Below are 12,520 nucleotides of genomic sequence, written 5' to 3' on the forward strand. Positions count from 1 at the left end.
TGCCCCCGTTCGGAGACATTCGCGTGTCCGCACCCGCACACACGGCCGGAAACCGCCGGTACGAACACGCGTTTCGACGCGTGAGCGCAACATCAACGATGCGCGAGCAGCATGCCGCGCACATCGGCGAAGACCTGTTCGGCCGAGAGTTCGCGAAGGCAGTTCAGATGGCCGAGCGGACACTCGCGGGCAAAGCACGGACTGCATTCAAGATGCAGCCATTGTACCTTTGCGAGATCGGACAAGGGCGGCGTGTGGCGCGGATCGGTCGAGCCGTAGACCGCGACGAGCGGCCGGCGCGAGGCGGCCGCGACGTGCATCAGCCCCGAATCGTTCGTGACGACGGCGCTCGCCCGCGAAATAAGCGCGCACGCCTCACCGAGCGAAGTCTGGCCGCACAGGTTGCGCACCATCGGCGCGCGCTCCGCGATGGCCTGCGCGATCGGCGCATCCTTCTTCGAACCGAGCGCGATCATGCGCGCATACGGAAACGACTGCGCGATGAACTGGGCGAGCGAAGCGAAATGCTCCGGCGGCCAGCGCTTGGCCGGACCGTATTCCGCGCCGGGGCAGAACACGACGAGCGGCGCGCGCGTGTCGAGGTTGAAGCGCGTCGAGACGCGCGCGGCTTCGTTCGGATCGGCTTCGAGGCGCGGCACCGGCAGCGTCTGCGCGTCGGGAAGCGCGGCGGCTTCCGGCTGCGCGAACCGGTCGACGAACGGCAGCTTCGCGCCCGGCGCATAGGCGAGCGCCGCGTAATGCGCGGTCATCGGCGGACGGTCGGTTTTCGGCGGATTCGCGTGGCGCACGTTCAAGAGCCCGTAGCGGCTCTCGCCCTTGTAGCCGATGCGCAGGTTGATGCCCGCCATCCACGGAATCAGCGCGGATTTGACGGAGTTGGGCAGCACATAGGCGGCGTCGTAACCGACATCGCGCAAATCACTCGCGAGCTGCCAGCGGCGCAGCAGTTGCAGCTTGCCGTGGGCGAGGTCGGTCGCGTAGACATCGCGGATTTCCGGCATGCGCTCGAGCACGGGTGCGACCCAGGTGGGCGCGACGGCGTCGATCGCGATACGCGGATGAAGCTTGCGCAAGAGCGTGAAGAGCGGCTGCGCCATCAATGCGTCACCGATCCAGTTCGGTGCTATAACCAGCGCGCGGCGCATCTGTTGTTATCCGATCTCAAAATGAACGCGGCCCGCCGCCTTGGGGCGAGCCGTCGATTGTCGTGGGTATGTTTCGCGCCGCGTACGGCGCGCGTGAGCCAGGGCGCGGCCAGCGCCCCGCGGGCTTCAGTGACCGCCCTTGAGCACTTCGCCGTCTTTCAGCTTGTAGCGCGTGCCGCAATACGGGCAGCGCGCCTCGCCGTGCGTCACGTCGATGAACACGCGCGGATGCGTGCTCCAGCGCTGCATCTTCGGGTTCGGGCAGAAGGCGGGCAGATCCTTCGCCGACAATTCCACCAGCGGCATTTCCTTCAGGTCGCTCATTGCTATCTCTTTTCGTGATGTACGTCGCGCGGCGAGCGAACGGCCCGCCGCGTCGCATGAGATTGTTTAAACCTTCGCGAGCCAGCTCGCGTACTTCTCGTTCTTGCCGCCGACGACGTCGAAGAACGCGCTTTGCAGCTTTTCCGTGATCGGACCGCGCGCGCCCGAACCGATGGTGCGGTTGTCCAGCTCGCGGATCGGCGTGACTTCGGCGGCGGTGCCGGTGAAGAACGCTTCGTCGCAGGTGTAGACCTCGTCGCGGGTGATGCGCTTTTCGATCACCGGGATGCCGAAATCGCGCGCCAGCGTGATGACTGTGTCGCGCGTGATGCCGTCGAGGCACGAAGCCAGATCCGGCGTGTAGATCTTGCCGTTGTTCACGAGGAAGAAGTTTTCGCCGGAGCCTTCCGACACGTAGCCGTCGACGTCGAGCAGCAGCGCTTCGTCGTAGCCGTCGGCGACGGCTTCCTGGTTGGCGAGAATCGAGTTCACGTACCAGCCGGACGCCTTCGCGCGGACCATCGACACGTTCACATGATGGCGCGTGAACGACGACGTCTTCACGCGGATGCCCTTGGCGAGCCCGTCTTCACCGAGATATGCGCCCCACGGCCACGCGGCGATCGCAACATGGATGGTGTTGCCCTTCGCCGACACGCCGAGCTTTTCCGAGCCGACCCAGATGATCGGGCGGATGTAGCACGACTCGAGCGCGTTCGCCTTCACGACTTCGAGTTGCGCGGCTTCGAGCGTCGCGGCATCGAACGGGACGTCCATCTGGAAGATCTTCGCCGAGTTGAGCAGGCGCTTCGTGTGTTCCTTCAGGCGGAAAATGGCCGTGCCCTGCGCGGTCTTGTACGCGCGCACGCCTTCGAAGACACCCATGCCGTAGTGCAACGTGTGGGTCAGAACGTGGATCTTGGCATCACGCCAGTCGATCAGCTTGCCATCCATCCAGATCTTGCCGTCGCGGTCGGCCATTGACATACGGTTCTCCTAGCTGTCTCGTTCAAGTGAGTTCGGGGCAGGCCGCCAAAGACTTCCGGGCGGCGGCGCTCGCGCATCTCGCGCCGCGTTCGTGCATCGGCGATTGCCGGCGAACGCGCGCATGAAGGCGCAAAGGCTGTGAAAGACCGTCATTTTAGCGTCTTTTCGCGACGAAACCGATCTTGGAGCGCCTTTCACGACGCTATAATTTGCCTTTCGCCGTCCGCTGAAAACAGCGGGACGAAACGGCGAAGCCCGCCATTCCCGATTTTCCCGGTTTTTCCCGATCCATCGCGCAATCGCTCGAGGCCGCGCATTGGCATCACGGGTGGTCTTCATCGCCTCGCATTCGCTCATGCTTAACCGGCTGTCCGACACCAATCGCCGCGCGTTTTTCGAGGGCGTGCGTACCTTTTCTCCCGCCGTCCTGGCGACGTTTTCCTGGGGTCTCGTGACCGGCGTCGCGATGACGAAGTCCGTGCTCACCGTGCCGCAGGCGCTCGGCATGTCGTTCGCGGTGTACGCGGGCTCGTCGCAGCTCGCGGTGCTGCCGCTCTTCGCCGCGAAGCTGCCGCTCTGGACGATTCTCCTGACCGCCGCGATGGTCAATCTGCGCTTCGTGATCTTCAGCGCGGGGCTCGCGCCGCATTTCTCGTGGCTGCCGCTGAAGCGGCGTCTGCTGCTCGGCTATTTCAACGGCGACATCATCTATCTGATGTTCTCGAAGCGGAATTTTCCTGCCGGCTGGCAGCCCGGCAAGGAGGCGTTCTTCTGGGGACTGGCGATATCGAGCTGGTTGTCATGGCAAACATCGTCGGTGCTCGGCATCTTGCTCGCGAGCCTGATTCCCGATGACTGGGGCCTCGAACTCGCCGGCACGCTCGCGCTGATCCCGCTCATCGTTTCCGCTATCGCGACGCGTTCGACGCTCGCGGCGGTCGCGGTGGCGAGCGTCGTCGCGTTGCTGGCGTTCGATCTGCCGTATCGTTTCGGCTTGCCGCTCGCGGTGTTCGCGGCGCTTATCGCGGGCACGCTCGCGGATGTCGTCGCCGAGCGGGCCGCGCCCAAATCCGCATCCGATGCCACGAGGTCCAGCCGATGAGCGCGCTGCAAGTCTGGCTCGCGATCATCGGCATGGGCGTGGTCACGGCGGTGACGCGCGCGCTCTTTCTGATCGGCGGCGAGCGCATGGTGCTGCCGCCGCGCGTGCAGCGTGTGCTGCGCTATGCGCCGGCCGCCGCGCTCGCGGGCGTCGTCGTGCCGGATCTGCTCGAAACGCCCGCGGGCATTTCGCTGTGGCTGTCGAACCATGCGTTGTGGGCATCGGCGGCGGGACTCGCGTATTACCTGTGGCGGCGCGGCATGATGGGCACGATCGCCGTCGGCATGGTGGTGTTCACGCTGCTGCGGCTCGTGGCCTGACCGCGGCGTGGAGATGGCTACGCGCCGCGTCAAATACGCGTCATCAACGATTGCCCGCTAAAAGCGGCCGGGTTGATCGGTTAAAATGAGGGTCTTTCCCGAGTGAGCGAGGTCGAAAGTGTGTCCGGCAGTCACCGCGCTACGGTTTTGCAATTCATTTTGCAACACGCCGCTCCCGGCTCCATCGCCGCGCCCGGGCAGGGCTTGCGCGCCTCTCCGGATTCATCTGTCTCATCCCTTTCTCCCGCATCCCGCGCGCGCGTTCGGCTTAAGCGCGCGTCCTTCGCCCCCAGCTTGAACCGCGCGCGAGCCGTCCTGCCCGGCGGCCTGCGCGCGGCGACTCCACGAACCGGCCCGCCCCGACGGCCGTTCCCGCCCGAACCGCTTCTTTATCTACGTTGACTCCCATGACGAAAGTACTGCGTTTCACCGATCTGATCGCCGAAGGCAAAGTCTCCGGCAAGCGTGTGTTCATCCGCGCGGATCTCAACGTGCCGCAAGACGATAACGGCAACATCACCGAAGATACGCGCGTGCGCGCCTCGGTCCCGGCGATCAAGGCCGCTCTCGACGCGGGCGCGGCCGTGATGGTCACGTCGCACCTCGGCCGTCCGACCGAAGGCCAGTTCAAGCCGGAAGACTCGCTCGCGCCGGTCGCGAAGCGTCTGTCGGAGCTGCTCGGCCGCGACGTGCCGCTCGTCGCCGACTGGGTCGACGGCGTTCAGGTCCAGCCGGGCAACGTCGTGCTGTTGGAAAACTGCCGCTGCAACAAGGGCGAGAAGAAGAACGACGACGGCCTCGCGCAGAAGATGGCGAAGCTCTGCGACGTCTACGTCAACGATGCGTTCGGCACCGCGCACCGCGCCGAAGCCACGACGCACGGCATCGCGAAGTACGCGCCTGTCGCGTGCGCGGGACCGCTCTTGGCCGCTGAACTCGATGCGCTCGGCAAGGCGCTCGGCAACCCGAAGCGTCCGCTCGTCGCGATCGTCGCGGGCTCGAAGGTGTCGACCAAGCTCACCATTCTCAAGTCGCTCGCCGAGAAGGTCGATCAGCTGATCGTCGGCGGCGGCATCGCCAACACGTTCATGCTCGCGTCGGGCCTGAAGATCGGCAAGTCGCTCGCCGAAGCCGATCTCGTCGGCGAGGCGAAGGAAATCATCGAACAGGCGCGCACGCGCGGCGCATCGGTGCCGATTCCGAGCGATGTCGTCACCGCGAAGGAATTCGCCGCGACCGCGAAGGCGGAAACGAAGCCCGTCGCCGACGTCGCCGACGACGACCTCATCCTCGATATCGGCCCGGACACCGCGAAGGCGCTCGCCGCGCAACTCGAAACGGCCGGCACGATCGTCTGGAACGGGCCCGTCGGCGTGTTCGAATTCGACCAGTTCGGCAACGGCACCAAGACGCTCGCGCAGGCCATCGCGAATTCGTCGGCGTTCTCCATCGCCGGCGGCGGCGACACGCTCGCGGCCATCGCGAAGTACGACATCGCCGACAAGGTGAGCTATATCTCGACCGGCGGCGGCGCGTTCCTGGAATTCCTCGAAGGCAAGAAGCTGCCCGCGGTCGAAGTGCTCGAATCCCGCGCCGGGGCTTGAGGCGTTGGCCGCCCGAAACAATCCGGCGAAAGCAGGAAAGAAGGGCGCGCCAGCCGGCGGCGCGCAAACCGAAGAAATGGAAAGCGGCGCCGCGCTCGACGCGGCCGCCGAAGCAGCGCGGGTGATCGCGGAAGCGGCTCAACCCGATCAGACGGCGCCCGAAGACGAATCGGTGATTCCGGAAACGCCTCCGGTCATCATCGGCGGCGTGCCCGCCCATGCCCTGAATGAAATCGACAAAGCGACGCCGGCACGAACCGGCGCGCGCGCGCAACCGGTGAGCAACACCTCACTGCAAGCGCAACGTGCTCGCGGCCTCAACACGGGCGTTCCTACAGAGACGAGGAAAGACATGCATCGCGCTACCAAGATTGTTGCCACCATCGGCCCGGCTTCAACGAGCCCGGACGTCCTGCTGCAAATGCTGCAGGCGGGCCTCGACGTCGTTCGCTTCAACTTCTCGCACGGCACCGCCGACGATCACCGCCAGCGCGCCGAAATCGTCCGCGAGGCGGCGCGTCAGGTGGGCCGGGAAGTCGCGATCATGGCGGACCTGCAGGGCCCGAAGATCCGCGTCGGCAAGTTCGAGAACAACAAGACGATGCTCGTCGCGGGCAATCCGTTCATCCTCGATGCGAACTGCACGCTCGGCAACAACGAGCGCGTCGGGCTCGACTACAAGGATCTGCCGCGCGACCTGCGCGCGGGCGACGTGCTCCTGCTCAACGACGGCCTCATCGTGCTCGACGTGGTGCGCGTCATCGGCGAAGAGATTCACACGACGGTGAAGGTCGGCGGCGAGCTCTCGAACAACAAGGGCATTAACCGTCAGGGCGGCGGTCTCACCGCGCCCGCGCTGACCGAGAAAGACATGGAGGACATCAAGACGGCGATGTCGCTCGGCGCGGATTTCGTCGCGGTGTCGTTCCCGAAGAACGCGACCGACATGGAAATGGCGCGTCAGCTCGCGAACATCGCGGGCGCGCCGTACGGCATCAAGCCGAAGATGATCGCGAAGATCGAGCGCGCCGAAGCCATTCCGGCGCTGCAAGGCATTCTCGACGCATCGGACGGCATCATGGTCGCGCGCGGCGATCTCGCGGTCGAAGTCGGCAACGCGGCGGTTCCGGCGCTGCAAAAGCGCATGATCCGCATGGCGCGCGAGTCGAACAAGCTCGTGATCACCGCCACGCAGATGATGGAATCGATGATCCACGCGCCCGTGCCAACGCGCGCCGAAGTCTCCGACGTGGCGAACGCCGTGCTCGACGGCACCGACGCCGTGATGCTTTCCGCCGAAACCGCGGCCGGCAAGTATCCGGTGACGACGATCGAAACGATGGCCGCCATCTGTATCGAAGCGGAGAAGTCGGAAGAATCGCAGCTCGATCGCGATTTCCTCGACCGCACGTTCACGCGCATCGACCAGTCGATCGCGATGGGCGCGCTCTTCACGGCGTTCCATCTCGGCGCGAAGGCCGTCGTCGCGTTGACGGAATCCGGCTCGACCGCGCTGTGGATGTCGCGTCACTGGACGCACGTGCCGATCTTCGCGCTGACGCCGCGCGTGTCGAGCGAACGGACGATGTCCCTGTACCGCAACGTGACGCCGCTGCACGTGGACACCAACATGGACCGCGACACGGCGCTGAATCAGGCGCTGGAAGTGGTCGTGTCGAAGGGTTACGCGGCGCGCGGCGATATGGTCGTGCTGACGGTCGGCGAACCGATGGGCCAGGCAGGCGGCACGAACACGCTCAAGATCGTGCGCGTGGGCGATCACTTCTAAGCGTTTTTGAGAACGCTGCGCGGTCAAACGCCGCGCGATTTGTCGCAAGTCCGGAGCGAGCGCGGTCCCAGCAGCCGCGCTCGTTTCGTCAAGCGCGCAGGACGATGAAGCCGAAAACCGCCCGAGAGCGAGTTCGCGCGCTGAAGAATTCGTTTCACTTATGGAGTCTCACCACAATGCCTCTCGTATCAATGCGTCAACTGCTGGATCACGCTGCGGAAAACGGTTACGGTCTCCCGGCGTTCAACGTCAACAATCTGGAACAAGTGCAGGCGATCATGTCGGCGGCGAACGAAGTCAACGCGCCCGTCATCATGCAGGCGTCCGCTGGCGCGCGTAAGTACGCGGGCGAAGCGTTCCTGCGTCATCTGATCGAAGCGGCGGTCGAGTCGTATCCGCATATTCCGGTCGTGATGCATCAGGATCACGGTCAGTCGCCCGCGGTGTGCATGGCCGCGATCCGCTCGGGCTTCACCAGCGTCATGATGGACGGCTCGCTCGAAGCCGACGGCAAGACGGTCGCTTCCTACGAGTACAACGTCGCGGTGTCGAAGCAGGTCGTAGAGTTCTCGCATTCGATCGGCGTCACGGTCGAAGCCGAACTGGGCGTGCTCGGCTCGCTCGAAACGATGAAGGGCGACAAGGAAGACGGCCACGGCGCCGAAGGCACGATGACGCGCGAGCAGCTTCTGACCGACGTCGAGCAGGCCGCCGATTTCGTCAAGCAGACGCAATGCGATGCTTTGGCGATCGCGATCGGTACGTCGCACGGCGCGTACAAGTTCTCGAAGAAGCCGACGGGCGATATCCTCGCCATCGACCGCATCCGCGAAATTCACCAGCGCATTCCGAACACGCACCTCGTGATGCACGGTTCGTCGTCGGTACCGCAGGAATTGCTGGCCGAAATCCGCGAATTCGGCGGCGACATGAAGGAAACCTATGGCGTGCCGGTCGAGGAGATTCAGGAAGGCATCAAGCACGGCGTTCGCAAGGTGAACATCGACACCGATCTGCGCCTCGCGATCACCGGCGCGATCCGCCGCTATCTGTTCGAAAATCCGTCGAAGTTCGATCCGCGCGATTATCTGAAGCCCGCGCGCGAAGCGGCGAAGGAAATCTGCCGCCAGCGCTATATGCAGTTCGGCTGCGAGGGCATGGCCGGCAAGATCAAGCCGGTTTCGCTCGACAAGATCGCCGAAAAGTACAAGTCCGGCGCGCTGGCTCAGATCGTGAAATGAGACTGATCTGAATCAGCCGGGTTTTGTAAAGTAAAATCAACGGGTTCCGGGTTCGGAACCCGTTCGTCTTTCTCCTCGCCGCTTCCCACGTCGAAGCGGCGAATCACTTTTTTCCGGTACATGACGATGTCCACGCTATACGAATCCACGATCAAATCGCTGCCGCTGCTCGGCCGCGGCAAGGTCCGCGACAACTACGCCGTCGGCGACGACAAGCTCCTTATCGTGACGACCGACCGGCTTTCCGCATTCGACGTCGTCATGGGCGAGCCGATTCCGAACAAGGGCCGCGTGCTCAACACGATGGCCGATTTCTGGTTCGAGAAGCTCGGCCACATCGTGCCGAACCACAACACGGGCATCGATCCGGCGACGGTCGTCGCGGCGGACGAAACCGAGCAGGTGAAGGGCCGCGCGGTCGTCGTGAAGCGCCTGGAGCCGATTCTCGTCGAAGCCGTGGTGCGCGGTTATCTCGCGGGCAGCGGCTGGAAGGACTATCAGGCGACGGGCGCGGTGTGCGGCGTCGAACTGCCGCCGGGCCTGCAAAACGCGCAGAAACTGCCCGAGCCGATTTTCACGCCTGCGGCCAAGGCCGAAATGGGCCATCACGACGAAAACATCACCTACGATGAGATGGAACGCCGCATCGGCACGGAGCTTTCCGCGACGATCAAGCGCATTTCCATCCAGTTGTACAAGGAAGCGGCCGAGTACGCGGCGACGCGCGGCATCATCATCGCGGATACGAAGTTCGAGTTCGGCCTCGACAACAAGGGCGATCTCTATCTGATGGACGAAGTGCTGACCGCCGATTCGTCGCGCTTCTGGCCCGCCGATGGCTATCAGGTGGGCACGAATCCGCCGTCGTTCGACAAGCAGTTCGTGCGCGACTGGCTCGAAACGCAGCCGTGGAAGAAGGAACCGCCCGCGCCGAAGCTGCCCGACGACGTGATCGCGAAGACGTCGGAGAAGTATCAGGAAGCGCTCCAGCGTTTGACCGGCAAGACGCTCGACTGAGTAAGAAAGATGACGAACGAAGTACACAAGAACGAAGCGCCGCTCGTCGGCGTGTTGATGGGCTCCAGTTCCGACTGGGACGTGATGAAGCATGCCGTCGCGATGCTGCAGGAATTCGGCGTGCCGTACGAGGCACAGGTCGTCTCGGCGCACCGGATGCCGGACGAGATGTTCGCCTATGCGGAAAGCGCGCGCGAGCGCGGCCTGCGCGCGATCATCGCGGGCGCGGGCGGCGCGGCGCATCTGCCGGGCATGCTGGCCGCGAAAACCACGGTGCCGGTGCTCGGGGTGCCGGTGGCGAGCAAGTATCTGAAGGGCGTCGATTCGCTGCATTCGATCGTGCAGATGCCCAAGGGCGTGCCGGTCGCGACGTTCGCCATCGGCGAGGCGGGCGCGGCGAACGCGGCGCTCTTCGCGGTATCGATATTGAGCGTCACCGATGCGAAATTCGCCGATGCGCTCGCCGCTTTTCGCGTGAAGCAGAATCAGGCGGCGCGGGACATGACGCTGCCGCCGCTGTGATCCCACTTCGCAATCTGGCCCAACGATGAATCCACAAAACTCCCCGATCTCTCCCATCCTGCCGGGCGCATGGCTCGGCATGGTCGGCGGCGGCCAGCTCGGCCGCATGTTCTGCTTCGCCGCGCAATCGATGGGCTATCGCGTCGCCGTTCTCGATCCGGATGAGACGAGCCCCGCTGGCGCCGTCGCGGATCGCCATATCCGCGCCGCCTACGACGACCGCGCCGCGCTCACGGAACTCGGCCGACTGTGCGCGGCAGTATCGACGGAATTCGAGAACGTGCCGTCCGCCAGCCTCGAATTTCTCGCGTCGTGCACGTTCGTGAGCCCGGCGGCGAGTTGCGTGGCGATCGCGCAGGATCGCGTCGCGGAGAAACGCTTCATCGCGGAATCGGGCGTGCCGGTCGCGCCGCATGTCGTGATCGAATCGACGGAAGCGCTCGCCGCGCTGCCCGACGAGAAGATCGCGGCCGTGCTGCCGGGCATTCTCAAGACCGCGCGTCTCGGCTATGACGGCAAGGGGCAGGTCAGCGTGCGCAACGTCGCGGAATTGCGCAACGCGCATGCGTCGCTGTCGGGCGTGCCGTGCGTGCTGGAAAAGCGCATGCCGCTGAAGTACGAAGTGTCCGTGCTGATCGCGCGCGGCGGCGACGGCAAATCGGCCGTGTTTCCGCTCGCGCAGAACGTGCATGTGAACGGCATTCTCGCGAGGACGGTCGTGCCCGCGCCCGATGCGCCCGATGCGCTCGTCGCGCAGGCGCAGGACGCCGCGCTGACGATCGCCGCGAAGCTCGGTTACGTCGGCGTGCTGTGCGTCGAATTCTTCGTGCTGGAAGACGGCTCGCTCATCGCCAACGAAATGGCGCCGCGCCCGCACAATTCCGGCCACTACACCGTCGATGCCTGCGCCACGAGTCAATTCGAGCAGCAGGTGCGCGCGATGACCGGCATGCCGCTCGGCGACACGCGCCAGCATTCGCCGGCCGCGATGCTGAATCTGCTCGGCGATATCTGGTTCGATGGCGACAAGGCGCGTTCGCCCGCGTGGGCGGAAGTCGCCGCGATGCCGGCGGCGCGGCTGCATCTGTACGGCAAGGAAGAGGCGCGCCGGGGCCGCAAGATGGGCCACATCAACTTCACGGCGGCGACGCTCGAGGAAGCGCGCACGGCGGCGCGTGACTGCGCGCGCATGCTGCATATCCCGCTCGATTGAGTTTTTTCGTAGTAGAAGCAATGACCATCATCTATCCGAGCGCCGCGCAGATCGACGAAGCCGCGGCCCTGCTCGATGCCGGCGAACTCGTCGCGTTTCCGACCGAGACGGTCTACGGGCTTGGCGGCGACGCCGAGAATCCCGAGGCCATCGCGCGCATCTATGCGGCGAAAGGGCGGCCGGCGAGTCATCCGGTGATCGTGCATCTCGCGCCCGAGGCTGATCCGGGCTATTGGGTGCGCGAGTTGCCCGCCGATGCGCAGAAGCTCATCGATGCGTTCTGGCCCGGTCCTTTGACGCTGATTCTCAAGCGCGCCGCGCATATTCCGGCGGCGGTCAGCGGCGGACAGGATTCGGTGGGCGTGCGGTGCCCGTCGCATCCGGTGGCGCAGCAATTGTTGTCGGCGTTTCATCGGCGGCGAATGGGGACGGGCAAGCAGGGCGGCGTCGCGGGGCCGTCGGCGAACCGTTTCGGGCATGTGAGCCCGACGACCGCGCAGCACGTTCGCGACGAGTTCGGCGATGCCGTGCATGTGCTCGATGGCGGCGCGGCGGATGTCGGCATCGAATCGACGATTCTGGATTTGTCGCGGGGCTTTCCGGCGCTGCTGCGGCCGGGGCATGTGAGTCCGCGGCAGATCGCGGATGTCATCGGGATCGCGCCGAAGCTGCCGGATGGATCGGATGCGACCGCGCCGCGTGCTTCCGGGACGCTGAAGGCGCATTACGCGCCGCGCACGCCGCTTTTGCTGCTGCCGTTCGCTTCGATCGAGCCGTTGCTTCGTAATCGTGACGGGAAGATTGCGCTGGTGGCGCGGGCGTCGAGCGCGGGGGAATGGGCGCGGGCTGCCGATGTTCACTTCGTGGCGGCGCCTGAGGATCCGCAGACTTACGCGCGCGATCTTTATGGCTTGCTGCGGGCGCTGGATCGGGCCAATGTCGAGCGGATTCTGATCGAGAAGCTGCCGGAGACGGTGGAGTGGATTGCTGTCAACGATCGGCTTGGCAGGGCGGCGGCGGCGTTCGAGGCGGAAGAGTGATTACTGGACTTTGCGCCTGTTTGTGAAAGATGGGTTTGGGGGATTTTGCTTTCCGGTCAGGAAGTTATGATGCAGGGATTCCTCCGCGTGCGCGGAGATAGACCGTACTAGAACGTCAAACTGGACCGTATCGACGAATTCCTCCGCCCCGCGGAGCCTTTCTCACCGCAACAAAAAAACCGCTCGGGCGATCCC

At 64.8% G+C, this 12,520-nt stretch carries 13 protein-coding genes; 9 read left to right on the forward strand and 4 right to left on the reverse strand.

All coding sequences use genetic code 11. The annotated features are described in order from the left end of the window. Positions 1-92 precede the first annotated feature (92 nt). The 3 genes from waaF to NCS02_RS02910 all read right to left on the reverse strand — a co-directional run bounded on the left by waaF (position 93) and on the right by NCS02_RS02910 (position 2,477). Positions 93-1,166, reverse strand: a complete 1,074-nt coding sequence (gene waaF / locus NCS02_RS02900; RefSeq protein ID WP_008351335.1) for a lipopolysaccharide heptosyltransferase II — start codon at positions 1,164-1,166, stop codon at positions 93-95. 126 nt (positions 1,167-1,292) lie between these two features. Then, positions 1,293-1,490, reverse strand: a complete 198-nt coding sequence (locus tag NCS02_RS02905) for a zinc-finger domain-containing protein (RefSeq protein WP_008351333.1) — start codon at positions 1,488-1,490, stop codon at positions 1,293-1,295. A 66-nt stretch (positions 1,491-1,556) separates the two neighbouring features. Then, positions 1,557-2,477 (reverse strand): branched-chain amino acid transaminase, encoded by a 921-nt coding sequence (locus NCS02_RS02910; RefSeq protein ID WP_008351330.1) that lies wholly within the window; start codon positions 2,475-2,477, stop codon positions 1,557-1,559. Positions 2,478-2,832: 355 nt separating this feature from the next. Between NCS02_RS02910 and NCS02_RS02915 the strand changes: the two genes are divergently transcribed. The 5 genes from NCS02_RS02915 to fba all read left to right on the forward strand — a co-directional run bounded on the left by NCS02_RS02915 (position 2,833) and on the right by fba (position 8,533). Beyond that, positions 2,833-3,579 carry an AzlC family ABC transporter permease gene (locus tag NCS02_RS02915; protein ID WP_250519313.1) on the forward strand — a complete coding sequence of 249 codons (747 nt, stop codon included), beginning with the start codon at positions 2,833-2,835 and terminating at the stop codon, positions 3,577-3,579. Continuing rightward, positions 3,576-3,899 (forward strand): AzlD domain-containing protein, encoded by a 324-nt coding sequence (locus NCS02_RS02920; protein ID WP_008351327.1) that lies wholly within the window; start codon positions 3,576-3,578, stop codon positions 3,897-3,899. The genes NCS02_RS02915 and NCS02_RS02920 overlap by 4 nt, the downstream gene beginning before the upstream one ends. Positions 3,900-4,306: 407 nt before the next feature. Further along, the gene (locus NCS02_RS02925; protein ID WP_008351325.1) at positions 4,307-5,503 is read left to right on the forward strand and encodes a phosphoglycerate kinase; all 1,197 of its coding nucleotides are present in this window, start codon (positions 4,307-4,309) and stop codon (positions 5,501-5,503) included. 352 nt (positions 5,504-5,855) lie between these two features. Then, a complete protein-coding gene (gene pyk / locus NCS02_RS02930) occupies positions 5,856-7,292 on the forward strand; it encodes a pyruvate kinase (protein ID WP_008351324.1) in 1,437 nt (478 codons plus the stop codon). Between the two features lie 176 nt (positions 7,293-7,468). After that, a complete protein-coding gene (gene fba, locus NCS02_RS02935; RefSeq protein WP_008351323.1) occupies positions 7,469-8,533 on the forward strand; it encodes a class II fructose-bisphosphate aldolase in 1,065 nt (354 codons plus the stop codon). Here fba and NCS02_RS02940 read toward each other — a convergent pair. Next, on the reverse strand, positions 8,518-8,667 hold the full coding sequence (locus NCS02_RS02940; RefSeq protein WP_160172878.1) for a hypothetical protein: 150 nt from the start codon (positions 8,665-8,667) through the stop codon (positions 8,518-8,520). The two genes, fba and NCS02_RS02940, sit on opposite strands and share 16 nt — an antisense overlap. Between NCS02_RS02940 and NCS02_RS02945 the strand changes: the two genes are divergently transcribed. Genes NCS02_RS02945 through NCS02_RS02960 form a run of 4 tightly spaced genes read left to right on the forward strand, consistent with a single transcriptional unit; the run spans position 8,660 to position 12,325 of the window. Continuing rightward, complete coding sequence (locus tag NCS02_RS02945) at positions 8,660-9,550, forward strand: phosphoribosylaminoimidazolesuccinocarboxamide synthase (protein ID WP_008351322.1); 891 nt, start codon at positions 8,660-8,662, stop codon at positions 9,548-9,550. The genes NCS02_RS02940 and NCS02_RS02945 overlap by 8 nt on opposite strands. 9 nt (positions 9,551-9,559) lie before the next feature. Continuing rightward, positions 9,560-10,072, forward strand: a complete 513-nt coding sequence (gene purE / locus NCS02_RS02950) for a 5-(carboxyamino)imidazole ribonucleotide mutase (protein ID WP_008351321.1) — start codon at positions 9,560-9,562, stop codon at positions 10,070-10,072. Positions 10,073-10,097: 25 nt separating this feature from the next. After that, positions 10,098-11,285, forward strand: coding sequence for a 5-(carboxyamino)imidazole ribonucleotide synthase (locus NCS02_RS02955; protein ID WP_008351320.1), 1,188 nt, complete (start codon positions 10,098-10,100; stop codon positions 11,283-11,285). A gap of 20 nt (positions 11,286-11,305) precedes the next feature. Further along, on the forward strand, positions 11,306-12,325 hold the full coding sequence (locus tag NCS02_RS02960; protein WP_244807712.1) for an L-threonylcarbamoyladenylate synthase: 1,020 nt from the start codon (positions 11,306-11,308) through the stop codon (positions 12,323-12,325). Positions 12,326-12,520 lie beyond the last annotated feature (195 nt).

The organism is Caballeronia sp. NCF2, from assembly GCF_023631205.1.
GTDB classification, from domain to species: domain Bacteria; phylum Pseudomonadota; class Gammaproteobacteria; order Burkholderiales; family Burkholderiaceae; genus Caballeronia; species Caballeronia zhejiangensis.

Coding starts and splice junctions, on each gene's coding strand:
- waaF (WP_008351335.1), bottom strand. CDS start 1,166: ATGCGCCGCGCGCTGGTTATAGCACCGAACTGGATCGGTGACGCATTG.
- NCS02_RS02905 (WP_008351333.1), bottom strand. CDS start 1,490: ATGAGCGACCTGAAGGAAATGCCGCTGGTGGAATTGTCGGCGAAGGAT.
- NCS02_RS02910 (WP_008351330.1), bottom strand. CDS start 2,477: ATGTCAATGGCCGACCGCGACGGCAAGATCTGGATGGATGGCAAGCTG.
- NCS02_RS02915 (WP_250519313.1), top strand. CDS start 2,833: ATGCTTAACCGGCTGTCCGACACCAATCGCCGCGCGTTTTTCGAGGGC.
- NCS02_RS02920 (WP_008351327.1), top strand. CDS start 3,576: ATGAGCGCGCTGCAAGTCTGGCTCGCGATCATCGGCATGGGCGTGGTC.
- NCS02_RS02925 (WP_008351325.1), top strand. CDS start 4,307: ATGACGAAAGTACTGCGTTTCACCGATCTGATCGCCGAAGGCAAAGTC.
- pyk (WP_008351324.1), top strand. CDS start 5,856: ATGCATCGCGCTACCAAGATTGTTGCCACCATCGGCCCGGCTTCAACG.
- fba (WP_008351323.1), top strand. CDS start 7,469: ATGCCTCTCGTATCAATGCGTCAACTGCTGGATCACGCTGCGGAAAAC.
- NCS02_RS02945 (WP_008351322.1), top strand. CDS start 8,660: ATGTCCACGCTATACGAATCCACGATCAAATCGCTGCCGCTGCTCGGC.
- purE (WP_008351321.1), top strand. CDS start 9,560: ATGACGAACGAAGTACACAAGAACGAAGCGCCGCTCGTCGGCGTGTTG.
- NCS02_RS02955 (WP_008351320.1), top strand. CDS start 10,098: ATGAATCCACAAAACTCCCCGATCTCTCCCATCCTGCCGGGCGCATGG.
- NCS02_RS02960 (WP_244807712.1), top strand. CDS start 11,306: ATGACCATCATCTATCCGAGCGCCGCGCAGATCGACGAAGCCGCGGCC.